The 23,379-nt window shown below is 73.0% G+C and carries 20 protein-coding genes; 8 read left to right on the top strand and 12 right to left on the bottom strand.

What is annotated here, in order from left to right; genetic code table 11:
- Positions 1 to 20 precede the first annotated feature (20 nt).
- From HUT10_RS37230 to HUT10_RS37215, 4 genes are read right to left on the bottom strand one after another with little or no spacing between them, the layout of a single operon-like run.
- Positions 21 to 608 (bottom strand): ATP/GTP-binding protein, encoded by a 588-nt coding sequence (locus HUT10_RS37230; protein WP_176175466.1) that lies wholly within the window; start codon positions 606 to 608, stop codon positions 21 to 23.
- The gene (locus HUT10_RS37225; RefSeq protein WP_013229224.1) at positions 589 to 966 is read right to left on the bottom strand and encodes a DUF742 domain-containing protein; all 378 of its coding nucleotides are present in this window, start codon (positions 964 to 966) and stop codon (positions 589 to 591) included. Before HUT10_RS37225 ends, HUT10_RS37230 begins: the two co-directional genes overlap by 20 nt.
- Positions 963 to 1,397, bottom strand: a complete 435-nt coding sequence (locus HUT10_RS37220) for a roadblock/LC7 domain-containing protein (protein WP_176175465.1) — start codon at positions 1,395 to 1,397, stop codon at positions 963 to 965. The genes HUT10_RS37225 and HUT10_RS37220 overlap by 4 nt, the downstream gene beginning before the upstream one ends.
- A complete protein-coding gene (locus HUT10_RS37215; protein ID WP_254897199.1) occupies positions 1,394 to 3,610 on the bottom strand; it encodes an ATP-binding protein in 2,217 nt (738 codons plus the stop codon). The genes HUT10_RS37220 and HUT10_RS37215 overlap by 4 nt, the downstream gene beginning before the upstream one ends.
- 392 nt (positions 3,611 to 4,002) lie before the next feature.
- On the opposite strand from HUT10_RS37215, the gene HUT10_RS37210 reads away from it, so the two are divergent.
- From HUT10_RS37210 to HUT10_RS37200, 3 genes are all read left to right on the top strand, one after another.
- A complete protein-coding gene (locus HUT10_RS37210; RefSeq protein WP_176175463.1) occupies positions 4,003 to 4,962 on the top strand; it encodes a helix-turn-helix transcriptional regulator in 960 nt (319 codons plus the stop codon).
- A gap of 616 nt (positions 4,963 to 5,578) precedes the next feature.
- Positions 5,579 to 5,848, top strand: coding sequence for a hypothetical protein (locus HUT10_RS37205; RefSeq protein ID WP_176175462.1), 270 nt, complete (start codon positions 5,579 to 5,581; stop codon positions 5,846 to 5,848).
- A 37-nt stretch (positions 5,849 to 5,885) separates the two neighbouring features.
- Complete coding sequence (locus tag HUT10_RS37200) at positions 5,886 to 6,353, top strand: DUF4383 domain-containing protein (protein WP_176175461.1); 468 nt, start codon at positions 5,886 to 5,888, stop codon at positions 6,351 to 6,353.
- Here the strand turns inward: HUT10_RS37200 and HUT10_RS37195 are convergent.
- The gene (locus tag HUT10_RS37195) at positions 6,350 to 7,372 is read right to left on the bottom strand and encodes an NAD-dependent epimerase/dehydratase family protein (protein ID WP_176175460.1); all 1,023 of its coding nucleotides are present in this window, start codon (positions 7,370 to 7,372) and stop codon (positions 6,350 to 6,352) included. The genes HUT10_RS37200 and HUT10_RS37195 overlap by 4 nt on opposite strands.
- Before the next feature lie 194 nt (positions 7,373 to 7,566).
- On the opposite strand from HUT10_RS37195, the gene HUT10_RS37190 reads away from it, so the two are divergent.
- Positions 7,567 to 9,159 (top strand): ABC-F family ATP-binding cassette domain-containing protein, encoded by a 1,593-nt coding sequence (locus HUT10_RS37190; protein WP_176175459.1) that lies wholly within the window; start codon positions 7,567 to 7,569, stop codon positions 9,157 to 9,159.
- A 2-nt stretch (positions 9,160 to 9,161) separates the two neighbouring features.
- On the opposite strand, the gene HUT10_RS37185 is transcribed toward HUT10_RS37190, so the two are convergent.
- Both HUT10_RS37185 and HUT10_RS37180 read right to left on the bottom strand, forming a co-directional pair.
- Complete coding sequence (locus tag HUT10_RS37185; RefSeq protein WP_176175458.1) at positions 9,162 to 10,184, bottom strand: alpha/beta fold hydrolase; 1,023 nt, start codon at positions 10,182 to 10,184, stop codon at positions 9,162 to 9,164.
- 93 nt (positions 10,185 to 10,277) lie between these two features.
- On the bottom strand, positions 10,278 to 13,193 hold the full coding sequence (locus tag HUT10_RS37180) for an AAA family ATPase (RefSeq protein WP_176175457.1): 2,916 nt from the start codon (positions 13,191 to 13,193) through the stop codon (positions 10,278 to 10,280).
- Positions 13,194 to 13,329: 136 nt separating this feature from the next.
- On the opposite strand from HUT10_RS37180, the gene HUT10_RS37175 reads away from it, so the two are divergent.
- Positions 13,330 to 14,832 (top strand): tannase/feruloyl esterase family alpha/beta hydrolase, encoded by a 1,503-nt coding sequence (locus tag HUT10_RS37175; protein WP_176175456.1) that lies wholly within the window; start codon positions 13,330 to 13,332, stop codon positions 14,830 to 14,832.
- An 82-nt stretch (positions 14,833 to 14,914) separates the two neighbouring features.
- Entirely contained in the window at positions 14,915 to 15,979 is a 1,065-nt protein-coding gene (locus HUT10_RS37170) for an aldo/keto reductase (RefSeq protein WP_176175455.1), read from the top strand.
- On the opposite strand, the gene HUT10_RS37165 is transcribed toward HUT10_RS37170, so the two are convergent.
- The 3 genes from HUT10_RS37165 to HUT10_RS37155 are packed head-to-tail and all read right to left on the bottom strand — an operon-like array spanning position 15,980 to position 18,995.
- Entirely contained in the window at positions 15,980 to 17,188 is a 1,209-nt protein-coding gene (locus tag HUT10_RS37165) for an amidohydrolase family protein (RefSeq protein WP_176175454.1), read from the bottom strand.
- Entirely contained in the window at positions 17,185 to 17,607 is a 423-nt protein-coding gene (locus HUT10_RS37160; protein WP_176175453.1) for a GAF domain-containing protein, read from the bottom strand. Before HUT10_RS37160 ends, HUT10_RS37165 begins: the two co-directional genes overlap by 4 nt.
- On the bottom strand, positions 17,604 to 18,995 hold the full coding sequence (locus HUT10_RS37155; RefSeq protein ID WP_176175452.1) for an MFS transporter: 1,392 nt from the start codon (positions 18,993 to 18,995) through the stop codon (positions 17,604 to 17,606). Before HUT10_RS37155 ends, HUT10_RS37160 begins: the two co-directional genes overlap by 4 nt.
- A gap of 117 nt (positions 18,996 to 19,112) precedes the next feature.
- Here HUT10_RS37155 and HUT10_RS37150 point away from each other — a divergent pair, with 117 nt between their 5' ends.
- A complete protein-coding gene (locus tag HUT10_RS37150; RefSeq protein ID WP_176175451.1) occupies positions 19,113 to 19,991 on the top strand; it encodes a MurR/RpiR family transcriptional regulator in 879 nt (292 codons plus the stop codon).
- Positions 19,992 to 20,102: 111 nt separating this feature from the next.
- On the opposite strand, the gene HUT10_RS37145 is transcribed toward HUT10_RS37150, so the two are convergent.
- Complete coding sequence (locus tag HUT10_RS37145) at positions 20,103 to 20,828, bottom strand: ANTAR domain-containing response regulator (protein WP_176178223.1); 726 nt, start codon at positions 20,826 to 20,828, stop codon at positions 20,103 to 20,105.
- A 175-nt stretch (positions 20,829 to 21,003) separates the two neighbouring features.
- Between HUT10_RS37145 and HUT10_RS37140 the strand changes: the two genes are divergently transcribed.
- Positions 21,004 to 21,339 (top strand): DUF3140 domain-containing protein, encoded by a 336-nt coding sequence (locus HUT10_RS37140; RefSeq protein WP_176175450.1) that lies wholly within the window; start codon positions 21,004 to 21,006, stop codon positions 21,337 to 21,339.
- Positions 21,340 to 21,393: 54 nt separating this feature from the next.
- Here the strand turns inward: HUT10_RS37140 and HUT10_RS37135 are convergent, their stop codons facing one another.
- Positions 21,394 to 23,337, bottom strand: coding sequence for an RICIN domain-containing protein (locus HUT10_RS37135; RefSeq protein WP_254897198.1), 1,944 nt, complete (start codon positions 23,335 to 23,337; stop codon positions 21,394 to 21,396).
- Between the last annotated feature and the right edge of the window lie 42 nt (positions 23,338 to 23,379).

Below are 23,379 nucleotides of genomic sequence, written 5' to 3'. Positions count from 1 at the left end.
GGGCATTTTTCCGGGCTCCTTCAGGCTTTCCTTGATCGGGGGGCGTGGTGCTCGGCGAGCGCGTGCTCGGCCGCGGCGATGAGCGTCCGCTTCGTCGACTCCGGCGACCGCGCGTCGCAGGTGACGACCTCCACCGCGGCCGGGATCTTGAGGGCCTCGCGCACCTGCTCCGGCCCGTGCTGGCGGGTGTCCTGGAACTGGTTGATGGCCACCAGGAACGGCAGGCCGCGCGACTCGAAGAAGTCGATCGAGGCGAAGGAGTCCGCCAGCCGGCGCGTGTCCACCAGGACGATCGCCGCCACCGCGCCGCAGACGAGGTCGTCCCACATGAACCAGAACCGGTGCTGGCCGGGCGTGCCGAACACGTAGAGGATGAGGTCCTCGGCGAGGGTGAGCCTGCCGAAGTCCATCGCCACCGTGGTGGCGAACTTCCCCGGTACCGCTTCGGTCTTGTCGACGCCGACCGCCGCCGACGTCATGAGGGCTTCGGTCCGCAGCGGGTCGATTTCCGAGACGGCACCGACGAACGTCGTCTTGCCGGCCCCGAACCCCCCGGCGACGACGATCTTCGCCGAGGTGATCCTTTTGTCAGAGCGCACGTAGTCCACTGAGGACCCTTTCGAGCAGGTCGTTCCGTTCGTCCCAGGAGGCGTCCGCGGTGAGCGTGTCGCGGATCGACACCTGGCCGGCGATGAGCAGGTCGCCGATGAGCACCCTCGCCACGCCGAGCGGCACGCCCAGGTGGGCGGCGACCTCGGCGACCGACCGCTGGTGCAGGCACAGCTGCGTCACCACGGCCAGGGGGTTGGTCGGGCTGAAGGGCGCGGTCCGGCCCTCCGCTGTCGTCTCCACGAGGGCTTCCACCGCGAGGTCGACCGTCGGCCGGGTGCGACCGGCGGTCCAGGCGTAGGGGCGGGCCAGCGACGCCGCGTGCCGCCCGCCCTCGCGTCGCCGGCCTTCGGTCACCGGGCCGCCCCCGGCGCGGCCGCGGGCCGAGCCGGTGTCTCGACCACCTTCCCGACCCGGTCCACCAGCAGCGTCATCTCGTAGCCGACGAGCCCGATGTCGCAGCCGGGGTTGGCCAGCACCACCAGGTTCGAGCCGTCGCCGACGTTCATCAGCAGCAGGAAGCCCTGCTCCATCTCGATCACCGACTGCACCACCCGCCCCGCGGTGAACAGGTCGGCCGTGCCGAGCGCGAGGCTGGAGAGGCCGGAGGCGATGGCGGAGAGCTGGTCGGCGCGGTCGCGCGGCAGGGTCTCGTTGGCCGCCACGAGCAGCCCGTCCGCCGAGACCAGTGCGGCGTGCGCGACGCCGGGCACCTCCTGGGTGAACGCCGACACCAGCCAGTTCCGGGACCGCTCGGCCACTTCCGCTCCGTCCTGCCGGGTGCTCATCGCTGCTCCGCATCGGGCTCGCCGGCGACCCGGTGCCGGGCCGCGCGCATGCCGCTGTAGTGCCGGGAAAGGTTGTTCCGCACCGCGGCCGGGTCGCGGAAGGAGTTGTCCGCCTGCTGCGGCGGGCGCGGGGCGACCGAGCCGGGCGCGAGCTGCGCGCCCGGCGTCCTGGCCGGCAGGCCCGAGTCGGTGAACTCGACGTCGTCGAGGGTGCCGACCGCGGCTTCCGCGGCCTGGCGGACCTGGTCGGCCGGCGTCGCCCACCCGGCCAACCGCGGCGGGCTCACCGGCCCTGACGGCCCTGCCGAGGCCGCCGGGGGTGGCGGGTTCGCCGGGGCTTCGGCGAACCAGTGGGACAGCATCTGGTCGAAGATCGGCGTCGGCGGGTCCGGCACCGGCTCCTCGGCAGGCCACCGGGGTTCGAGCTCGTGGCGGGCCGCGCCGTTCGCCGAGCCGTTGGTGCTGCCGTTGGTGCCGTTGACCGACGGGGGCAGCGCGGGCGGGACGGCCCGGGCCGGCAGGTCGACCAGGATCAGCACGCCGGGGACGTGCACGCTGGCGGTGATGCCGGCGCTCGCCGTCCGCGTGGTCGTCGGCCGCAGCCGGACGGTGATCCCGTGCGACGCGGCCAGCCTGCTCACCACGAACAGGCCCATCCGGCGGGTGGTCTCCGGGCTGACCGCGGCCCCCGCGGCCAGCCGGGCGTTGGCCGCTTCGAGGTCTTCGCGGGTCATGCCGAGCCCGACGTCGACCACCTCGATCAGCAGGCCGCCGTCGAAGCCGCGGTCGGCGGTGAGCACCACCTGCTCCTCCGGCGGCGACGACCGGATGGCGTTCTCCAGCAGCTCGGCGAGGATGTGCACGACGTCCGCCGCGGCTTCGGACTGCACCGACCCGCGCGGCGCGTTGCCGAGCGAGACGCGCTGGTAGTCCTTGACCTCCGACGTCGCCGCGCGCAGCAGCTCGACCGTCGCGACCGGCCCGACGTCGCGGCGCACCGGCCGGCCACCCGCGAGGACCTGCAGGTTCTCGCCGTTGCGCCGCAGCCGGGTGGCGATGTGGTCGATCTGGAACAGCTCGGCCAGCCGCTGCGGGTCCTGCTCGTCGGCTTCGAGGTCCTCGATCACCGACAGCTGCAGCTCCACCAGCGACTGGCTGCGCCGGGACAGCGTCATGAACATCTCGCTGACCTGGATCCGCATCTCGGCCTGCTCGCCGACGGCCAGCCGCACCGCCTGCCGGTGCATGTCGTCGAAGGCCCGCGCGAGCTGCCCGATCTCCTCCTCGGAGTCGACCGGGATCGGCGCGACCGCCCGCCAGTCGATCTCTTCGCCCTCGCGGATGCGTTCGATGGTGCCGGGCAGGCGGCGCTGCGCGGTGTCGAGCGCGGCGGCGTGCAGGCGGCGGATCGGGGCGACCACCGACCGGGCCACGGCGAGGGCGATGGCGAGGGCGCCGAGGAGCGACGCGATCACCAGCGCGGTGTCGCGCAACGCGCCGGACCGGGCGGTGTTGGTCTGGGCGCCGACGGCGTCCGAAAGCGTTTTCACCTGTTCGGCGAGGATGGTGCCGAGCATCGTGCGCTTCGCCTCGACACCCCCGGCACCGGTGCTGGTCGCCGCGGCGAACCGGGCGGCCGCGGCGCCGGCGGGCAGCGCGCGCCGGATCTGTCCGGTGAGTACGGTTTCCTCGGCCGCGGCGCGTTCGGCGGCGGCCACCGAAGTGCCTTCGGGCCGCCCGGCCAATGCCTGCTGGTCGGCCAAACCGGTCCTCAGCTGCACCAATGATTCGGCGACGGCGGCCAACGCGCCGAGATCACCATTCCCGGCCTGCTCGACGATCCCGGCGATCACTTCGCTCAGCGCCACCGTGAAGTCGTGGTAAGCCGCGGTTTTCACGGCCGCCGAACCGGTCTGCTGCCGCAGGTCGGCCAATTTACCGAGCTGATCTTCCAATGATCGCGACAGCTCCGGGTTGAGCTGGGAAAATGCGGCGTCGTGCCGGACGGCGGCGGCTTTTTCGTCGACCGCGGCGGTCTGGGCGGCGGCGCCGTCGTGGATCATCTCCTCGTCGGCGAGGCCGGCGAGTTCGGAAATCCCTTGCACGACCGGCATTTGGTCGCGCACGGCGCTGAGCCCGCCGGCCCGGGCCAGCTCGGCCTGCACCCGCCCGCCGGCCAGCAGCAGGGCGACGAGCACGGGGAGCAGTAGCACTACGGAGATCTTGGTTCGCAACCGCCAGCTGCCGGGATTCCAGGAGGTGACGGAACGACGCGACGAGGGTTCGTCTTCTTTCATCGGTGGCGTGGCTCGATTCGTACCGGTGGCCCGAGAACGATTTCCGGTTCCTTTTCCGCGGAATTCAGCCAACGACGTAACCCTGGTGGCCACAGGGTTGTCAAGGAATGCCGGTCGTTTCCCCCGTACGCACCAATCACACAGCGTGAACTGCCACTACGCGACGTTTTACCCTTGCGGAGAGTGAAGTCGGCTCGCCAGACCGTGCGGAATTCCGGTTCGGGTGCGTGAATTTCCGGCGACCGCGTGACCCCCGCCGGGGTTCCGGCGGTGCCCGCTACCCTCGGCCGGGAAAGGGGCGGCCATCGATGTTGAAGATCCACTTCACGGAAGCGGACCTGGCGAAGGTGACCATCGCCGAGGACGCGGACCCGATGTGGGAGCTGCTGATGAGCAGCTACCGCATCCGGCGCCCGGAGGGCGAGCCTTTCTACGGCCGCTGGCGGCGCGGATCGCGCTCGGCGGTCCCCCAGTCCGGCCGGCTGCTGATGTCCGCGGTGCCGCCGTACGGGTACTGCCCGGACTTCCTCACCCCGGCGGGCGCCCGCACGATCGGCGACGGGATCGCGGCGGTGCTCGAGACGCCGGAGAGCACGCTGGCCACCGACGTCGGCGAGCTGGCGGCCCAGGGCACCCACGTCCCGGCGTGGCTGCGCCGGGTGGGCGACGGCGAGCACCGCGAGCTGCGCCGGCTGGGCGCGGCCCTGCACGACTACTACCGCCAGTGCGTGGCCCCGGACTGGGCGACGGTCCGCCGCGCGGTGGCCCGCGACCGCCACCGGCTCCAGGCCAACCTGGACCGCGGCGGGCCGCAGCTGCTGCTGTCGACGTTGCACCCGGAGGTGACGTGGGCCCCGCCGGTGCTGCGCGTGCGCTTCCCGATCGACCAGGAACTGCACCTCGACGGCCGCGGCCTGAGACTGATCCCGGCGTTCTTCGCCCACGGCATGCCGACGACGTACAAGGACCCGATCCTCCCGCCGGCGTTGGTGTATTCGATCAGCCACCCGAGGTTCGACAGCGACGCGGAGCCGGGCCCCTCACTGGCGGCCCTGCTCGGCCACACGAGGGCCCGGGTGCTGGTGACGATCGCGACGACCCGCTGCAACACAACGGAACTGGCGGACCTGACGGGCATTTCCCCGGCGACGGCCAGCCAGCACGCCTCGGTGCTGCGGGCGAGCGGGCTGATCAGCAGCAACCGGTCGGGGAAGTCGCAGATCCACGAGATCACACCGCTCGGGCTGGGGATAATCCGGGCGAGCTGACGGGCTGGGCCGCGGTGGCGCAGCCCCTGCCCGAGCGCGCACCTCGCGGCCGCTGTGGCGGCGGGCGGGCCAGGGTCGCCGCCGACCAACTGCTGTGCTCTACCGGCCCCTTGCCGGCGCGCCCTCGGCCATGCCGCCCGCCGGGCCGCGGCCACTGCTCGCAGGCTGGCGGGGCAAGGGCACCGACCAGCCGCACCGCACCACCGAGCCGCGAACCCGCCGGGCTTCCCGGCCGCACCCGCAGCTTTGCCCGGGTCAGCCGCGACCTCGCCCGCAGCGGATCGGCTCCGCCGCGCACGGCGAGCTCGCCTTGCCCGCGGCCACCCCAGCCCACCAGCCGCAACGCCCAGCGCCGCCCGACCGACCTCGCCGCACCCGCCCGCCCCCAGGCCGACCGCCGTCCGCCCGGCCCAGCCTGTTCCCCGGCCCGTCTCCCGCAGCTCTGCCCACCCGGCCGGACTCGTGTTAGCCTGTCGCCGTGCTGCGCCCCCTGCCGTTCCTGCGGCTCGTAACCCGGCGCGCCGGCTGAACCCAGGTTGCCGGCGCGCTGCGTTGGTGACCGCTCTTTTCCGGGACCTGGCCCCGATCTCGTTCCTTCCACTGATGGAGATCCGCCATGTCCACGTCCTTCGCCGTTCCCGCGCCCCGCTCCGCCATGCTGCTGCGCCGGCGCATCGCCACCTACTTCGTCGGGGGTGCCGAACAGGTCCCCGCGCTGGTCAGCGCGCTCGAAGGCCGGCTCGTCCACGAACTTTCCGTCGACATCAAAGACGGTGTCCGCGAAAGCAGCATGGTCTGCGCCGTCCTGCTCTCCGGTGATGAGACCGGCCCCCTCCTCGACAGCCTGCGTGCGCTGCCGTCGGTCGTCTCGGCCGAGCTCGTCTGAGGCGTTTGCCCGCACCGGGGCCGGGTAGCCCGGCCCCATGACGGACCTCGAAACCCGGCGGAGCACCGCCCGGGTCGCCGCCCTCCTCTTCGGGATCGCGTTCCTGGTCGTCGGTGTGGCCGGGTTCGTGCCCGGGATCACCGCGGACTACGACGCACTGACCTTCGCCGGACACGAATCGGGTGCGCAGCTCTTCGGCGTCTTCACCGTTTCGGTGCTGCACAACCTGGTCCACCTGCTGTTCGGCGTGCTCGGCGTCCTGGCCGCCCGCGCCAACGGCAGTTCGCGGGCCTTCCTGATGATCGGCGGCGGGCTCTACGTGCTGCTGTGGGTGCTCGGCCTCGCCGTGGACCACGACAGCCCGGCCAACATCCTCCCGATGGACAACGCCGACGACTGGCTGCACCTCGGCCTCGGCGTCGCCATGATCGCCGCCGGTATCGCGACGGCCGCGGCCGACCGGGCCCGTGGCCAGTACCCCGAGCCGGAGAAGCAGGGCCGCTAGGGCTTCCTGCCGACACCGGTGGCGAGTTCGTGCAGCCGGTGCCGGTCCGGCGCCAGCGGGGCCGTGTCCGCGCCGGCGCCCGTCCGGAGCCCCGCGAAGAACTCCTTCAACGTCGACGCCGCGTCCCGCTGCGGCCGCCAGTCCAATTCGGACTCCGCGCGGCTCGTGTCCATTGTGGGCAGCCGCATCACGGCGTCGAACAGGCCGGGGGTCGCCGGGATCGCGTGCAGCCGCCAGGCCGCGTCCACCGCCGCGCGGACCACGGCCACCGGGAGCGGGATCGGGCGGGCGCCCAGCAGGTCCGCCGCGAACCGCGGGTCCACCACCGGGCCGGTCGCGATGTTGAACGCCCCGCGCACCGGCCGCGTCACCGCGCGGTGGACGGCGTCGGCCAGGTCGTCCGTGTGCACGATCTGGAACCGCAGCCCCGGGATGTCCGGCAGCACCGGGAGCAACCCCGGCCGCACCAGCGAACCCGGCACGAACGGCCCGGCGAACAGCCGGCGCTGTTCGGTCGCGGCACTGCGCTGGAACACGAACCCCGGCCGCATCCGGACGACGGCGAGGTCCGGGTGCCGGGCCTCGAACGCGTCCAGGTACCGCTCCAGGTAAGCCTTTTCCCGCGTGTACGCCGCCCCTGGCCAGCCGTGCGTCGGCCAGTCCTCGGTCACCGGCTCCTCGTCCTCCCGCGGCGAGTACGCCCCGATCGAAGACGTGTAGACGAGCTTGGGCACGCCCGCCGTGGCCGCCGCCTCGAACACCCGCATCGAACCGAGGACGTTCGCCCGCCAGGTCCGTTCGGGCCGCCGGGCCGGCTGGAACAGCCACGCCAGGTGCACCACGGCGTCGGCGCCCCGGAAGAGCGGCACGAGGTCGTCGCGTTCGACGTCGGCCGCGACGACGCCGTCCGCGGGCCGCCGCGCCAGCTGGACGATGGTCTCGACCTGGGGATCCGCGCCGAGCGCGCGGACCACCCCGGTCCCGATGTTGCCGGTCGCGCCGGTCACCACGATGCGCATCCGGGCCGGTTACCCGGGGGCCGGGCCGGCAACCCTGCTATCTTCGACGGAGAAGATCCACACGGAGGAGACCAGTCGTGGCAGGTGACGTCGACATCTCCGGGTAGCCCCGGAGTCCGCAGGCCCCCGGCCGTGCCGGTGCGGGCCGCCGTCGACGTCCCCTTTCCGCTCTTCCCTTTCCCGAGGTCTTCGCCATGCCCGAAATCGTGCTGTCCGGCCTGTCCTTCTCCTGGCCCGACGACACCCCCGTGTTCGACCACCTGTCCGCCACCTTCGCGAGCGGCCGCACCGGCCTCGTCGCCCCCAACGGCTCCGGCAAGACGACGCTGCTGAAGCTCGTCGCCGGCGCGCTGAAGCCCTCCGCCGGCAGTGTCACCGCCGACGGCGTGCTCGGCTACCTGCCGCAGGACCTGCCGCTGAGCGGGGAGCCGTCCGTCGCCGAAATCCTCGGGGTGGCCCCGGTGCTGCACGCGATCGCCGCCGTCGAGTCCGGGGACGCCGGCGAGGAGCACTTCACCACCATCGGCACCGACTGGGACATCGAGGAGCGCACCCGCGCCCAGCTCGACCGGCTCGGTCTCGACGGCATCGCGCTCGACCGCACGCTGAGCACCCTCAGCGGCGGCCAGATCGTTTCCCTCGGGCTCGCCGCGCAGCTGCTGAAACGCCCGGACGTGCTGCTGCTCGACGAACCCACCAACAACCTGGACGCCGAAGCGCGCCACAAGCTCCACGCCGTGCTCGACGACTGGTCCGGCTGCCTGCTGGTGGTCAGCCACGACCGCGCGCTGCTCGACCGGATGGACCGGATCGCCGAGCTCCACGGCGGGGAGATCCGCTTCCACGGCGGCAACTTCTCCGCCTACGAAGAAGCCGTCCGGGCCGCGCGCGAGGTCGCCGAGAAGAACGTCCGCAGTGCCGAACAGGAGGTCAAGCGCGAGAAGCGGGAGCTGCAGCAGGCCCGCGAGCGCGCCGCCCGCCGCGCGAGCACCGCGTCACGCAACCTCGGCAACGCGGGGCTGCCCAAGATCTTCGCCGGCACGATGAAGCGCAACGCGCAGGAGTCGGCGGCCAAAGCCGACAGCACGCACGCCGCCCGCGTCGGCGCCGCGAAGGCCAAGCTCGACCAGGCGGGACGCGAGCTGCGCACCGAGGAGAAGATCAGCCTGCAGCTGCCGCAGACGGAGGTGCCTGCCGGCCGGACCCTCTTCCTCGGCGAGGGCCTCCGGGTGCGCGGCCTCTTCGGCGACGGCGCCGACCTGGCCATCCGGGGGCCCGAGCGGATCGCGCTCACCGGCCCGAACGGCGCCGGGAAGTCGACGCTGCTGCGGCTGGTGCAGGGCGACCTCGAGCCCGAGGCCGGCACGCTCACCCGCGCCGACGGCCGAATCGCCTTCCTGTCGCAACGCCTCGACCTGCTCGACGACGACCGCAGCGTCGCCGAGAACCTGGCGGCGGCCGCCCCGGCGCTGCCGGCCGCGCAGCGGATGAACCTGCTGGCCCGCTTCCTCTTCCGCGGGTCACGGGTGCACCGGCCGGTCGGTGTCCTGTCCGGCGGGGAACGGCTGCGCGCCACGCTCGCCTGCGTCCTGTTCGCCGAACCGGCGCCGCAGCTGCTGTTGCTGGACGAGCCGACGAACAACCTGGACCTGGTGAGCACCGGGCAGCTGGAGAGCGCGCTGACCGCGTTCCGCGGCGCGTTCGTGGTGGTGAGCCACGACGAGCGCTTCCTGGCCGAGATCGGGATCGACCGGTGGCTGCGGCTGGAGGACGGCCGGCTGCGCTGACGTTACATGCGGGAGGCGTCCACGACCGCCTTGGCGAACGGCCGGGGCGCCTCCTGCGGGACGTTGTGCCCGATGCCGTCGAACACGCGGTGTTCGTACTTGCCGGTGAACTTCGCGCGGTACGCCGCCCCGTCCTTCGCCGCGCCGTCGAAGTCGCTGCCGATCGTGATCGACGGGACGCCGATCGTCGCGCCGGCGGCCAGCTTCTGCTCGTACGGCTCGTACTGCGGCTCGCCGGGGGCGAGGCTCAGGCGCCAGCGGTAGTTGTGGATCACGATCGCCACGTGGTCGGGGTTGTCGAACGCCGCCGCGCTGCGGTCGTAGGTGGCGTCGTCGAAGTTCCAGGCCGGGGACGCCGTCTTCCAGATCAGCTTGTTGAAGTCGTGGCGGTTGGCCGTGTAGCCGGCCCGGCCGCGCTCGGTCGCGAAGTAGTACTGGTACCACCAGCCGAGTTCGGCCGCCGGGGCCAGCGGTTTCCGGTTCGCCGCGAGGTTCGTGACGATGTACCCGCTCACCGCGACGATCGACGTGCAGCGTTCCGGCCACAGCGCGGCGATGATGTCGACGGTCCGGCCGCCCCAGTCGTAGCCGCCGAAGACGGCCTTGTCGATCTTGAGCGCGTCCAGCAGGGCGATCACGTCGAGCGCCACGGCCGTCTGCTGGCCGTTGCGGACCGTCGCGGCGGACTTGAACACCGTCGGGCCGTAGCCGCGCAGGTAGGGGACGATCACGCGGTGGCCGGCGGCGGCCAGGATCGGGGCGACGTCGACGTAGCTGTACGGGTCGTACGGCCAGCCGTGCAGCAGGACCACCGGCTGCCCGCCGGCCGGCCCGAACTCGTGGTAGGCCATGGTGAGCACCCCGGCGTCGGCCTGCTTCACCGGGCCGAGCGAGGTGTGCTCGCCGGACCCCGCCCGCAGGTCGGGCGCCGCGGCGGACGTGGCGGTGCCCTGCGAACAGGCCGCCAGTGACGTCGCCGCCAGCCCGGCCGCGAACGCCTGCCCGAACCTTCTCCTGCTGATCATCTGCTGCTCCTGCGCGAAAGACCGTGGGACTTTCACGACGTTAGGAGCGGTTCGGTGACTTTCGCGCCCGTCGGGTGACGCAGCCGGTGTACGTCACCCTTCGAGCGTCTTCAGCTTCCCGGCGAGGTCGGCGCGGGAGCTGACGCCCAGCTTGGGGAAGATCCGGTGCAGGTGGGTGCCGACGGTGCGGTGCGAGAGGTAGAGCCGCTGCCCGATCTCCCGGTTCGTGAGCCCTTCGGCGGCGAGCTGGGCGATGCTCAGCTCGTGCGGGGTCAGCTTGTCCCGGGCGTCCGGGTCGCGGTTCGGGCTCGACTCGCCCGCGCTGCGCAGCTCGCGCCGGGCGCGGTCGGCCCAGGCGGTGATGCCGAGCGCGTCGAACGTCTTGCGGGCGGTCCGCAGGTGCGTCCGCGACTCGACGACCCGCCGCTGCCGCCGCAGCCACTCGCCGAACGCCAGGTGGACGCGGCCGCGTTCGGCGGGCCAGCCCGCCAGGTCGGCGTCGAGCGCCTCGGCGAACCGCTCGTCGCCCGGGTCGAGCACGGCCCGCGCGTACCGGAGGCCGATGTGCAGGGCGGGTGACGGCGTGTCGAGGCGCTCGAGTCCGGCCACGACGTCGCGCAGCTCGCCGGTCCGCCCGGCCCGGACGGCGGCCTCGGTGAGTTCGGCGACGCAGTACGTGCGCAGGGCCAGCTGGTAGGCGGGGTCGCCAGGGTCGAGCAGCCGGCGCAGGTCGGCGAAGGCGTCTTCGAACCGGCCCTCGCCGAGGTGGATCAGCCCGCGCGTGAGCTGGACGGTGGCGAGCACGGGCCGGGCGCCGGCCGCGAGCCCGGCGCGTTCGGCCTCGTCGGCGAGGGTTTTCGCCTGCTTGTGCTCACCGCGCAGGGCGGCGATCTCGGCCTGGACGGCGGTGGCGAGCCCGGCCATGAACGGCTGGCCGGTCTCCTGCGCGAGCCGGGCGGCCTCCGCCGCAGCGGGGACGGCCCCGGCCAGGTCGCCGAGCCGGACGCGGCTCCACGCCTGCACGGCCAGCGCCCGCGGCAGCAGCCCGAGCCTGCCCTGCGCGCGCAGGCCGGGTGCCGCGGCGGCGGAGAACCGGGCGGCGAGGTCGAAGGCGCCGACCTGCAGCGCGGCGCTGCCCAGGTACCGGTCGACCTCGGGGTCGGCGCCGGTTCTGGCGACCAGCGTCCGCAGGTGGGTCAGGACGGCTTCGCCGCGTTCGAAGGGGGCGACGTACGCGGTGACGGCGACGATCCGCGGGTCGTCACCGGGAACGGGCAGCCGGTCGGCGACGTCCAGGAGGGCCCGTCTCGCTTCCGGGCCGGGTTCGCTCCAGAAGCAGCGCATGGCGGCGCTCCAGAGGATCCGCAGGGCGGCGTCGTGCTGCCCGTCGGCGGCGACGGAGGCGGCGGTCCTGGCGAGTTCGGCGACGCGGGCGGGGTCTTCGCGGACGCCGTCTTCGAACTCGCTGAGCACCCGCCCGGCCGTGGCCCGCCTCCGGGGATCGGCCGGATCGGCGGCGTGGACCAGGCGTTCGGCGGTCTCCCGCCGCCCGGACTCGACGGCCAGTTCGGCGGCCAGCAGCAGCCGGTCGGTCCGGTGGTCCGCGTGCGCACTGAGCCGGGCCGCCTGTTCGAGAGCGGCGATGGCGGCGGCGGCCCCACCCCGGAACCGCGCCCGCTCGGCGGCCCGTTCGAGCTCGGCGGCCACGGTCTCATCGGGCCCGGCGGTGGCGGCGGCCCGGTGCCAGGCACGCCGATCCGGCTGGCCGCCGAGGGCTTCGACGAGGGCGAGGTGCGCGTTCCGGCGGTCGAGCGGGGTGGCGGCGGCGGGGATGGCGGACCGCATGAGCGGGTGCCGGAAGGTGACGGCCCCGGCGGAGAGCTCGATCAGCCGGGCTTCGACGGCGGGGGCGAGGACGGCGGGGTCGGCGCACATCGGCGGGGGCGGTCGAAGCACCGCCTGTCCGGCTCCGGGCGAGGTCCGGCTGGGCTGTGCCGCCGCACCGGCCTCGGACCGGGGGCCCGGCTCGCCCGCCTCTACCGCGCCCGCGCCGAGCAGCGCCCCGGAACCAGCTCCCAGCAGCGAGCTCGGCTCGCCGGCATCCGCGCCGAGCAGCGCCTCCGCACCACCCCCGGCCAGCGAAGCCAGTCCGCCCGCGCCGAGCAGCTTGCCCGTCGCCGCCAGGGTCTCCGTCAACGATGTCGTCTCGTTCAGCGCCGCCACCAGCAACGCCGTCCGCGTCGCCTCCGGCAACCCCGCCACCCGGGCCGTGAACGTGCGCTCCAGCCTCTCCGTCAGCGGCAGCACCGGGTCCACCCCGTCGAACTCCGCCACCGCCGAGGGCAGCTCCGTCAACGCCAGCGGCAGCCCCGCCGCCTCGGCCAGCAGCCTCGTCCGGACCGCTGGTGCCAGCCGGGGTGCCACCGCGTCCAGCAGCTCCGCCGCCGTGTCGGGCGAGAGGCGGTCCAGGGGCATCGGTACCAGCCCCGCTTCGAGCAGCGGGCACTCGAAGCCGTCCCGCAGCGTCGCCACCAGCACGATCGGCTCGGTCTCGATCCGCCGGGCCACGAACGCCAGTGCGTCCGCGCTCGCCCGGTCCAGCCAGTGCACGTCCTCGGCCACCAGCACCAGCGGCTTCGCCGCCGCCTCCTCGGCCAGCAGCGTCAGGGCCGCCAGCCCGACCAGGTACGCGCTCGGCTCGGCCCCCGCGGCCAGCCCCAGCGCGGTGCGGAGGGCGTCGCGCTGCGGCTCGGGCAGCTGCGCCACCCCGGCGCGGACCGGGTACAGCAGCTGGTGCAACCCCGCCCAGGGCAGGTTCCGCTCGGCCTCCGCCCCGGTCGTCCGGAGCACCCGCAGCCCGGCGACCGACGCCGCCGCGGCCGCGGCCGTCACCAGCGCGGACTTCCCGATGCCCGCCTCGCCGCGGATGAGGACGCCGCTGCGGTCCTGCGGGCCGTCGACGAGCTCGCGCAGCTCCTTCAGCTCGGAGTCCCGCCCGCTCAGCGCCATGGAAACGACCTTACCCAACCGATGTTTCCGCAGCTCACGGCCGAGTGACGTACGCCGGCAGCGTCATCCGACGGGCGCCGCGTCCCGGGCTCCGCCCCTAGCGTTCCCCCGCAATGTCCAGCGACCGGAGAGACCGATGAAACGCCTCCTTCTCGCCGCCGCCGTGCCGCTCCTGCTGACCACCGTCACGCAGCCGGCCGCCTCGGCAGCAACCCCGGCCCCGTGCGCCGCCGTCGCGGTGCCCGCCCCGCCGGGCGCCAAGATCGAATCCGTGCAGGCCGCACCACGGACGTCGTACTGCGAGCTCACCGTCACGCTCACCCACACCGGCACCGACCACGTCAAGGTCGCCGTGGCCCTGCCGGACACCGGGTGGAACGGCAGGCTGCAGGCCCTCGGCGGCAGCGCCTACGCCGCCGGGAACTTCGACGGGCTCCCGCAGGCGGCCAAGGACGGCTACGCCGCCGTGACCACCGATGCGGGCGTCTCCCTGGACGGCCTCGACACGTCCTGGGCCGTCAAGGACGGCCAGGTCGACCGGACGCTCCTGACCAACTTCGCCACCCGCTCGGTGCACGAAGCCGCCTTGGTCGGCAAGGCCGTCACCCAGCGGCACTACCAGCGGCCGATCTCGTACTCCTACTGGACCGGCTGCTCGACCGGCGGCCGCCAGGGCTACTCCGAAGCCCAGAAGTACCCGGAGGACTTCGACGGCATCCTGGCCAACGCGCCCGCCGTCGACTGGACGCGGTTCGCGGTCGCGACCCTCTGGCCGCAGATCGTGATGAACGCCGGTCACGACTTCCCCAGCCCCTGCGTGCTTTCGGCGTTCCGGACGGCCGCGGTCCGGGCGTGCGACGCGCAGGACGGCGTGACCGACGGCATCGTCGACCGGCCGGACGAGTGCGGCTACGACCCGCGCCGCCTGGTCGGGACGAAGGTGGTCTGCGACGGCCACGAGGTCACCGTCACGGCCGCGGACGCCGAGGTCGTGCGCAAGATCTGGGCCGGCCCGGCCGACGAGCACGGCCGCAGGCTCTGGGCCGGGCTGCCGAAGGGCGCCGACTTCACGTGGCTGGCCGGCACCCAGCCCGGCCCCGACGGGACGCTGACCGCGCCCGGCTTCCCGGTCGCCGTCAAGTGGGTGCAGTCGTTCCTGGAGAAGCAGCCGGGGTTCGACACCTCGAAGCTGACGTACGCCCAGTTCGCGGCCCTGTTCCGCCAGTCGGTGCGCGAGTACGACGACGTCATCGGCACGTCCGACCCGGACCTGTCGGCGTTCCGGCGCGCGGGCGGCAAGCTGATCACGTTCGTCGGCGCGAACGACCAGCTGATCCCGCCGGGCGGCACGCTGTCCTACCGCGACCGGGTGGAACGCACGATGGGTGGCGCGCAGCGGGTGAACGGCTTCTACCGGCTGTTCCTCGCGCCGGGCGTCGAGCACTGCTTCGGCGGTGGCGGCCCGGAGCCGACGAACGCGCTCGGCCAGCTGGTCGACTGGGTCGAGCACGGAAAGGCGCCGGCCACGCTGACGGCGGCGGCCGCGGACGGCCGGACCCGCGACCTGTGCCCACTGCCGCGGGTTTCCCGATACACCGGCGGTGACCCGGCCACGGCGTCGAGCTACCGCTGCCGCTGAGACCCCGGTCCGCGAGCGCCACCTCCCCCGGCGCTCGCGGACTGGACTTGCAGGTCCAAAATCGGCTCGGCACGCTCGGCTCATGGCACTCGATCAGTACTACCTCCTCGGCCGGTCCGGACTGCGCGTCAGCCGGATCGCCCTCGGCACCATGAACTTCGGCACCGGCGGTTTCCACGCCGCCTACGGCAGGACCGAAGCCGAAGTCCGCCCGATCTTCCGCGCGTACCTCGACGCGGGCGGCAACTTCGTCGACACCGCGGACTTCTACACCGCGGGCGAAAGCGAGACGATCCTCGGCAAGCTCATCGCCGAGGCCGGGGTCCGCGACCGGGTGGTGCTCACCACCAAGTTCACCAACAGCGTCGACCCGGCCGACCCCAACGCCGGCGGCAACGGGCGCAAGCACATGATCCGCGCGCTCGACGCCTCGCTGCGCCGGCTGGGCACCGACCACGTCGACGTCTTCCTGCTGCACACCTGGGACCGGATCACCCCGGTGGAGGAGGTCGTGCGCACGTTCGACGACCTCGTCCGCGCGGGCAAGATCCGCTACCCCGGCCTGTCGGACGTCCCGAGCTGGTACGCGGCGCGGGCGCAGACGCTCGCGGAGGCGCACGCGCTGGCGCCGATGGTGAACCTGCAGCTGCCGTATTCGCTGGTGCAGCGGGAAATCGAGACCGAGCACGTCCCGATGGGACAGACGCTCGGCCTCGGCGTCACGGCGTGGAGCCCCCTGGCGGGCGGCTTCCTGACCGGCAAGTACCGCGACGGCGGCGCGGGCCGTCTCAGCGACGCCCCGACGTGGACCGAGCGCGACCGGCAGCTGCTCGAACCCCTCGGAGCAGTGGCCGACCAGCTGGGCGTGACGATGGCCCAGGTGGCGATCAACTGGGTCGCCACCCAGCCCGGCGTCGCGGCGGCGATCGTCGGCGCGAGCAGCGCGGACCAGCTCGGCACGAGCATGGCCGCGCTCGACTTCGAGATCCCGGCCGAGCTGCGCGCGCAGCTCGACGAGGCGAGCGCGGTCCCGCCGGCGTCGGTGTACCGGATGTTCACCCCGGCCTACCAGAACTGGATCGTCAGCCCGGAGCTGAAGATCGGCGACAAGCCGGCGGGGTACGCGCCGCCCGTCCGGAACTGGTAGTCAGCCGGACACCACCGCGCCGCCCTGGATGACGTGGTGGAACTTCTCCGGCTCGGCCAGGACGCCGATGTCGGCCAGCGGATCGCCGGGCACCACCAGCAGGTCCGCGTGCGCGCCCACCGCCAGTGTCCCGATCTCGCCGGTGAGGTTCAGCAGCTCCGCCGCCGTCGAGGTGGCCGAGCGGAGGACTTCCAGCGGGGACTGGACCTCGGCGCGCAGGCGGAACTCGTGGTTCTGGTGGCGGTGCATGCCGCCGAGCAGGTCCGTTCCGTAGACCAGCTTGACGCCGCCGCGGGCCGCCCGGTCCAGGGCCGCCAGGCCCGCGCCGAGGACGTCGTCCACCTTGCGCCAGCTCGATTCCGGGAGCCCGTGCTCGCGGCCTTCCTCCTTCAGGGCCCAGTACGTCACCAGCGTCGGGACCAGGAACGCGTCGTGCTCCAGGAAGAGCGAAACGCTGCGGTCGTCGAGGAGGTTGCCGTGCTCGATCGACCGCACGCCGAGTTCCAGCGCGCGGTTCACCGCGCGGGCGGTGTAGGCGTGCGCGGCCACGTACCGGTTGGCCGCCTCGGCTTCCTCGACGATCGCGCGCAGTTCCCCGGCCGAGTACTGCGTCGAGTCGATGCGGTCGGTCGGGGACGCCACGCCACCCGAGGCCATCACCTTGATGTGGTGGGCACCCTTGCGCAGCTCGTCGCGGGCCGCGGCGCGGACCGCGTCCTCGCCGTCGGCCACCCGGCCGAGGCCCGCGCAGCACGGGTGGTCGTCCTTGACCTGGGTGCCGCGGGTGCGGCTGTCGCCGTGGCCGCCGGTCTGGCTCAGCGCGCGCCCGCAGAACAGCAGGCGCGGGCCGCGGAACAGCCCTTCCGCCTGCGCGTCGGCGAGGCCGAAGTCGGCGCCCGAGGCGTCGCGGACCGTGGTGAACCCGCGGTCGAGCATCCGGCTCATGGTGCGGGCCGCGTGCGCGGCCACGTAGGACGGCGACGTCGACGACAGCGAACCCAGGTCCGCGGTCGACGCCGTGACGTGCACGTGCGCGTCGACCAGCCCGGGCAGCACGACCGCGCCCCGCAGGTCCAGCGACCGCACGTCGGCCGCGGTCAGGCCGGGCCCCACCTCGGCGATCCGGCCGTCGGCGCACCGGAGGTCACCCTCGGTGTATTCGCCGGTGAGCGGGTCGAGCAGGCGGGCGTTGCGCAGCAGCAGGTTCACTGTTCCTCCTTGAGCGCCGGCACGGCCAGCGGGGCGAGCGATTCGGCCACCTCGACGGAATCCTCGTCGTAGGCGCCCTCCGCGTCGAGGATGTTGAGGACGCCGAGCGTCCGGCCGCCGTCGACCACCGGCACGTTGATGATCGAGCCGCAGCCGAGGGATTCGATCAGCTCGTGGTCGGCGAAGATCTCCCGCACCGCCGCCCTGTCCGGCCCGAAGTACGGCTCCTGCGCGGTGATGCACTGCTCGAGCCAGCCGGCCGCGACCTCGACCGTCTTCTCCCCGCCGACCGGGTATTCGGCCGGGTGGCTGCTGTGCACGCGGCGCAGCGCCCGGCGTTCCGGGATCCAGGCGAGCACGGTGAACAGCCGCACGCCGAGCTCGGCGCGCACCCGTTCCTCCACAGTGGACAGACTCACTTCGTCATCTCCTTCGCGGCGGCCTTCGGCCCGCCGTGTTCGGTCAGTTCCTCCAGCGAGCGGCCCGCGGTCGACAGGCCGAAGACGAGCACGCAGAGCACCCCGGCGGCCAGCACCGCCGTCGTCAGCCCGAAGACGCCGGCGAAGCCGAGGCTCGCCGCGGACAGGCCGATGATCGTCGGCGCGAGGATGCTGCCGACCCGGCCGAACGCGCTGGACAGGCCGGTGCCGCTGGCCCGGATCCAGGTCGGGAAGACCTCGGGCGTGTACGAGTACACCCCGGCGTAGGTGCCGTTGAGGAAGAAGGACAGCACCGCCCCGGCGAGCGTGATCGACCACGGCGCGCTCGTCTGGCTCAGCCAGAACGCGCTCACCGCCGAGCCGGCCAGGTAGAGGGCGATGGTGTGCTTGCGGTCGAGCCGTTCGGACAGCCACGCGGCCGAGAAATACCCGGGGACCTGGGCCAGGTAGATGATGATCGAGAACTCGAAGCTCTTCGTCACCGTGATGCCGCGCTCCACCAGCAGCGTCGGGATCCAGGAGAAGAAGCCGTAGTAGGAGAAGGTGATCACGAACCAGACGGTCCAGATCACCGCGGTCCGGCGGCGCATCGCGGGGCTCCACAGGAACTTCAGCGCGCTGAGGAGGTTCACCTTCGGCGTCTCGGTGGCGGGCTGGGCGTCGGACGGCGGGACCGGCGGCAGGGTGGTACCGGTGGCCTTCTCGACGTCCCGCTCGATCTTGGCCACGACGTGCTCGGCCTCGGCGGCCCGCCCGTTGGCGAGCAGGAACCGCGGCGACTCGGGCAGCGACCGGCGCCACCACAGCAGCATCACGATCGGCAGCGCGGTGACCAGCTGCGCGACCCGCCAGCCCTGGTCGAACGACGGCACGACGAACCGCCCGATCAGCGCGGCCGCGACGAAGCCGAAGGAGAAGAACCCGGCGAGCGCACCGACGAACCAGCCCCGCCGCTTGGCCGGGACGAACTCGGAGAGGAAGGGCGCGATGATCGCGCTCTCGGCGCCCGCGCCCGCCCCGGCGAGCACGCGGGCGCCGAGGAAGACCTCGTAGTTCGGCGAGAAGGACGCGACGACGGAGAACAGCGCGTAGAAGGCCAGCGCGTACATCATGACCTTCTTGCGGCCGATGCGGTCGCCGAGCAGGCCGGCCGCGATGGCGCCGAAGAGGAAGCCGAACGGCGTCGCGGAGCCGATCAGGCCGAGCTGGCCGTTGTCGAGGTGCCACGCGGCCTTGGCGCTGGGCAGCAGGAAGGCGACGACCGCCGAGTCCATTCCGTCGAAGGTGTAGCCGAGCCCGCCGATGAGCAGCAGTTTGTAGTGGGGACGGCTCAGCGGGAGCCGGTCCAGTCGAGCCAGCAGCGTCATGGGGAACGCCTTCCGTCGGGGAGTGTCGACAACATAAACTGCAGTTCGTCAAAACTGCAATGTTCTTTGCAAAACTGGGTGCGTTACGGTGCACCCGACCCGAGGGGAGGCGCCGAGGTGGCGGAGACCGACGACGGTTTCGAGGCGTGGCTGCGCGACCGGCTGCCCGAGCGCGGGCTGCGCCCGAAGTCGGCCGCGGTGCTCGAGGTCCTGGTGTCCCAGCCACGGCGGGCGTCGTTCGGGTCGACGGCCGAGCTGGCGCAGCTGGCCGGGGTCAACGTCGCCACGGTGACGCGCACGGCCCAGGCGCTGGGGTTCGCGGGCTGGCCGGCACTGCAGCAGGAGCTGCGCGCCCGGTACATGTCGTCGCTGAGCGCACCGCAGGTGGCGGAGGAGCACCGCGGCGTCGACTCACCGGGGTCGGCGTCCCTCCGGCGCGACCTCGACAGCCTCGCGCTGCTCAACCGGCGCTTCGACGAGCCGGTGCTGCGGACGGTCGCCCAGGCGGTGGCGGCAGCTCGCCGCACGCTGGTGATCGCGGACGGGAGCTACGCGGCGGTGGGGATGGCGATGGCCCACAACGCCCGCCTGGCGGGCTACGACGTCCACGCGGTGACGGCGGGCGACGCGGAACTGGCCAACCAGACGGCCAAGCTCACGGCGGACGACGTCCTGGTGGCGATCAGTTTCTGGCGCCTGTACGAGAGCACGGTCCTGGCGGCGAACGAGGCCCGCACCCGCGGCGCGCGGGTCTTCGCGATCACGGACGCGGCCAGCCCGGCCCTGGCGGGAGCGGCGGAGGAAGTGCTGATGGTGCCGGCGGAGGGGGTGACGTTCTTCCCGTCGCTGACGGCGGGGATGGCGCTGGTCCAGGCGATCGTGGCCCAGCTGGCGGCGGTCGACCCGGGCCGCACGAGCGCCTCGATCGAGGCGGCGGAGGCGATGTGGTCCCGGTTCGACCTGCTGCACCGGCGGCCGAGCGCGAAATCCGGCTGACCGGACCGCGCCACGACCGGCTCCGGAGCACCGCCGACCTGGTCCCGCCCGGCCCCCTGCGCATACGGATGCGGGCGCGACCGACCCCGGCCGCGCCCGCATCCGCGCTGTTCAGTGCCGCGCCGGTCCGCCGTCCGCCGAGCTCATCCGCTTCGTGAACCGGGCCGCCACGTCCCGCAGCTTGATGTTCGTGTGCTGGGACTCCACGATCAGCCGCTGCATCGCCGCGTCCTCGTTGACGCGGTGGATCAGCATCAGCATGCCCTTGGCCTGCTCGATCACCGCCCGCGTCTCCATCGCGTTGCGCAGCTCGTCCGCCAGCCGCCGCGCCTCGCGGTAGCGGCGGGTCAGGCGCAGCACCGTCTCCACGCACAACGTGAACAGGCGCAGCACCTTCGTGTCGAACTCGTGGTAGCCGTGGCTCTCGAACCCGAACAGCGTGATCGCGCCCACCAGCGTGTCGTCCACCCGCAGCGGGACCGCCAGGTAGCTGCCCACGCCCAGTTCCTTGGCCGCCGCCACGAATTCGGGCCACTGGTCGCCCGTCTCGGGGACCGCCACGCGGACCACTTCGCCCGTCAGTGCCGCCAGCAGGCCCGGTCCGTCGCCTGCCGCGTACTGGACGTCGTCGATGCGCCGGGCTCGCTCGTCGGTGAACGCCGCGGTCTGGGTCACACCGTCGCGGACGACCATGATGCTGGCCAGGTCCGCGTCCGGGACCACCCGGACCGCCTCGCCGCAGACCGCGTCGAGCAGGCCGGGCGTGTCGGACATCGATTCGAGGACCCCGACGAGATCGGCCAGCACCGCGTTCAGCTCGTCGACCCGCGCCGCCATGCCGTCGCCAGTGGTCGGCAAGGCCCACCCCTCCCATGCGTCAAGCGGCGAGCACGGGTTCGGGCTCGCCAGCAGCGTCAACAGAGACCACCGCTGGCGTTTCAACGGGTCCGGAGGAATTCTACCGGCCGCGGGACCGCGGTTTGACGTAGGCCGCGCCGGGTAGCCGCCGGACATGGACAATCCGGCTGTTGACGACGAGCTGTGGGCGGAGTTCCACCGGGTGGTGAACATGACCTCCCGCGAGCTGGAGGACTGGCTGCGCACCCGCGACGCGGGCCCGGAGACCGAGCCGCTCCCCGACGAGGCAGGCCCCCTGACCGGTCACCAGGTACTGGGCGTCCTGCGCAAACGGCGGACCGACGTGGACGAACACGACGCCGACGTGATGCGCAAGGTGGTCGACCGGGTGCTCTCCGAGCGCCGGGACGACCTGGAACCCACCGCCGGCCAGGCCCACTGGCGGCACCGGCTGATGTCGATCGGCCACGACCCGCTGAAACCCGCCTGACGCCCGTGAAGGCCGCCACCGGCGAGCCGGTGGCGGCCTTCACGGGGTGCGCACTCAGCGGGCGACGGCCTGCCAGCGCTGGTTGGGCCCGTTGGTCGGCTTGTACAGCCCGATCGGGGCGCCGTCCGCACGCGACTCGCCGATGACGTCGAGCAGCTGCCCGGTGCCCGCGTTGACGAACGTCCAGGTGCCGTCGCCGGTGGTGGACAGCGTCCACTCCGCCGCCGGGTCGTCCGTGCCCGCCGCGGCCAGCGTCACCGCGCCGCCGGAGGTGCTGAGCACCTGGCCCGTGCCGGCGTTGGTGATGGTGAACCGGTCGCGGTTGCCGTGGCAGCCCGTGCGGTCGGTCAGCGTCCAGCGCTGCGCCGCCGCCGAGGCGTCCGTCGTGCGCTGCACCAGCGAGCCGTTCTCCGCCGACAGCGACTTGCCGCTCTGCACGCCGGTGAGGCTGACCGGCTTGCCCGAGCCGATGCCCGTGCCCGCCGCGGCCGAGGAGACGCCGTTGACGAGGAAGCTCGTCACCGAACGCGCCGGCACCCGCAGCGTCACGCGCGAAGACGTCACCTTCACCGGCTTACCCCGCTTCAGCGCCCCCGTGACATCGGTGACGACCGGCGTCACCGAGGCGCCCGGCCGGACGTTCCGGAAGCCCGACAGGTCCAGCGTGACGTCCTGGGCGTCCGTGCCCGCGTTGGTGTGCACCACCGTCGCGAGGTCCTCGCCGCGCATGGCCACCGTGGACGCGGTGTCGTCCACCCCGATCAGGCGATCACCCGGCCGGATGTAGTGGGTGAAGTTCCGCATCGTGTTGAACTTCGTGTTCGTCCTGATCCGGCACGTCTGCAGCGTGGCGTTCGCCGGGCAGTCGAACGGGACCTGGATCTCGCCCCAGTTCATCCCGGCCGCGGACTCGCCGCCCGGCTTCATGTTGTTGTAGTCCTCGATCGGCTGCCAGCTGACCCACGCACTCGGTTCCAGCAGGCGCAGGTCGTCGGTGATCTGCTTGGCCATGCCGAGGCCGGGGTCCATGTCGGTGAAGTCCTGCCGGTCCAGCCAGCTGCCGCCGACCTCGCTCATCCACAGCGGCTTGCCCGCGCCCTTGGCCAGGTCGCGCGGGACCGGGCGGTTGCCGGTGCCGTAGGTGTGCACGTTGAGCCGGCCCGCCGCGGCGCGGGCGTCGGCCGACCAGCCTGCCCAGTCCGCGGCGAAGATGTCCGGGTTGGTCTCGTCGGGGGCGGAGACGATCGCCCGCGAGCCGGCCGCCTTCAACGCCGAGGCCATGGCCGGGATCAGCTGCGACTGGACCGCCGGGCCGATGTGCGCGCCTTCCTGACGGCCGCCGGTCGGGTTGCCGTCCGCGCCGAGCGTGGTCTTCCAGTAGTTCGTGTTGGGCTCGTTCAGCGGGTTCACCGACGCGAACTTGATGCCGTGCGTGCGTTCGAGGGTGCGCACGACCTGCGCCAGGTACGCGGTGAAGTCGCCGATCTTGTCGGACCGCAGCTGCTCGTCGGTCGCGTTGAAGCCGCCCGAGACGTAGCCGGAGACGGTCTGGAAGTACGGCGGCGAGTTGCTGAACGCCTCCCACTTCGTGACCTGGTTCTTGATCTTGTCGACCCACCAGCGCTGGTCGGGGTCGGCCTTCGGGTCGAACTCGGCCGGGTCGCCCGGCGTCCACCAGTCCTTGTCGGCGCGGGTGGTGCCGGCCGGCGCCTTCCACCAGCCCGGCACCGCGGCCCCCGCACGCAGGTACGGCGGCACGTCGGGGGCGTTGCCGCCGCCGACGTCGAACCGGGCGATGTTCAGGTTGAGCCCGTCGGGCCCGAACACCAGGTCCGCCAGCTTGGTGCGGACGGCGTCGGGGTAGCCGCCGGTCGCCTCGGCCATCCAGGCGAGGCTGGCGCCCCAGCCGTCGAACGGCTGCTGCCGGTAGGTCGGGTCCGGCTTGACCGTCACGGAGGTGGCCGCTTCCGCCGGTGCGGCCACGACCGCGCCGCCCATCAGAGGTACACAAAGGACGGTGAGCAAACGCCGCAAGTTCAT

This window comes from Amycolatopsis sp. Hca4 (assembly GCF_013364075.1).
Classification (GTDB): Bacteria; Actinomycetota; Actinomycetes; order Mycobacteriales; family Pseudonocardiaceae; genus Amycolatopsis.
The sequence above is the reverse complement of the archived record's forward strand: the minus strand, read 5'-3'. Positions and strand labels throughout refer to the sequence as shown.

Coding starts and splice junctions, on each gene's coding strand:
- HUT10_RS37220 (WP_176175465.1), bottom strand. CDS start 1,397: ATGAGCACCCGGCAGGACGGAGCGGAAGTGGCCGAGCGGTCCCGGAAC.
- HUT10_RS37210 (WP_176175463.1), top strand. CDS start 4,003: ATGTTGAAGATCCACTTCACGGAAGCGGACCTGGCGAAGGTGACCATC.
- HUT10_RS37205 (WP_176175462.1), top strand. CDS start 5,579: ATGTCCACGTCCTTCGCCGTTCCCGCGCCCCGCTCCGCCATGCTGCTG.
- HUT10_RS37200 (WP_176175461.1), top strand. CDS start 5,886: ATGACGGACCTCGAAACCCGGCGGAGCACCGCCCGGGTCGCCGCCCTC.
- HUT10_RS37195 (WP_176175460.1), bottom strand. CDS start 7,372: ATGCGCATCGTGGTGACCGGCGCGACCGGCAACATCGGGACCGGGGTG.
- HUT10_RS37190 (WP_176175459.1), top strand. CDS start 7,567: ATGCCCGAAATCGTGCTGTCCGGCCTGTCCTTCTCCTGGCCCGACGAC.
- HUT10_RS37185 (WP_176175458.1), bottom strand. CDS start 10,184: ATGATCAGCAGGAGAAGGTTCGGGCAGGCGTTCGCGGCCGGGCTGGCG.
- HUT10_RS37180 (WP_176175457.1), bottom strand. CDS start 13,193: ATGGCGCTGAGCGGGCGGGACTCCGAGCTGAAGGAGCTGCGCGAGCTC.
- HUT10_RS37175 (WP_176175456.1), top strand. CDS start 13,330: ATGAAACGCCTCCTTCTCGCCGCCGCCGTGCCGCTCCTGCTGACCACC.
- HUT10_RS37170 (WP_176175455.1), top strand. CDS start 14,915: ATGGCACTCGATCAGTACTACCTCCTCGGCCGGTCCGGACTGCGCGTC.
- HUT10_RS37155 (WP_176175452.1), bottom strand. CDS start 18,995: ATGACGCTGCTGGCTCGACTGGACCGGCTCCCGCTGAGCCGTCCCCAC.
- HUT10_RS37145 (WP_176178223.1), bottom strand. CDS start 20,828: ATGGCGGCGCGGGTCGACGAGCTGAACGCGGTGCTGGCCGATCTCGTC.
- HUT10_RS37140 (WP_176175450.1), top strand. CDS start 21,004: ATGGACAATCCGGCTGTTGACGACGAGCTGTGGGCGGAGTTCCACCGG.
- HUT10_RS37135 (WP_254897198.1), bottom strand. CDS start 23,337: ATGGGCGGCGCGGTCGTGGCCGCACCGGCGGAAGCGGCCACCTCCGTG.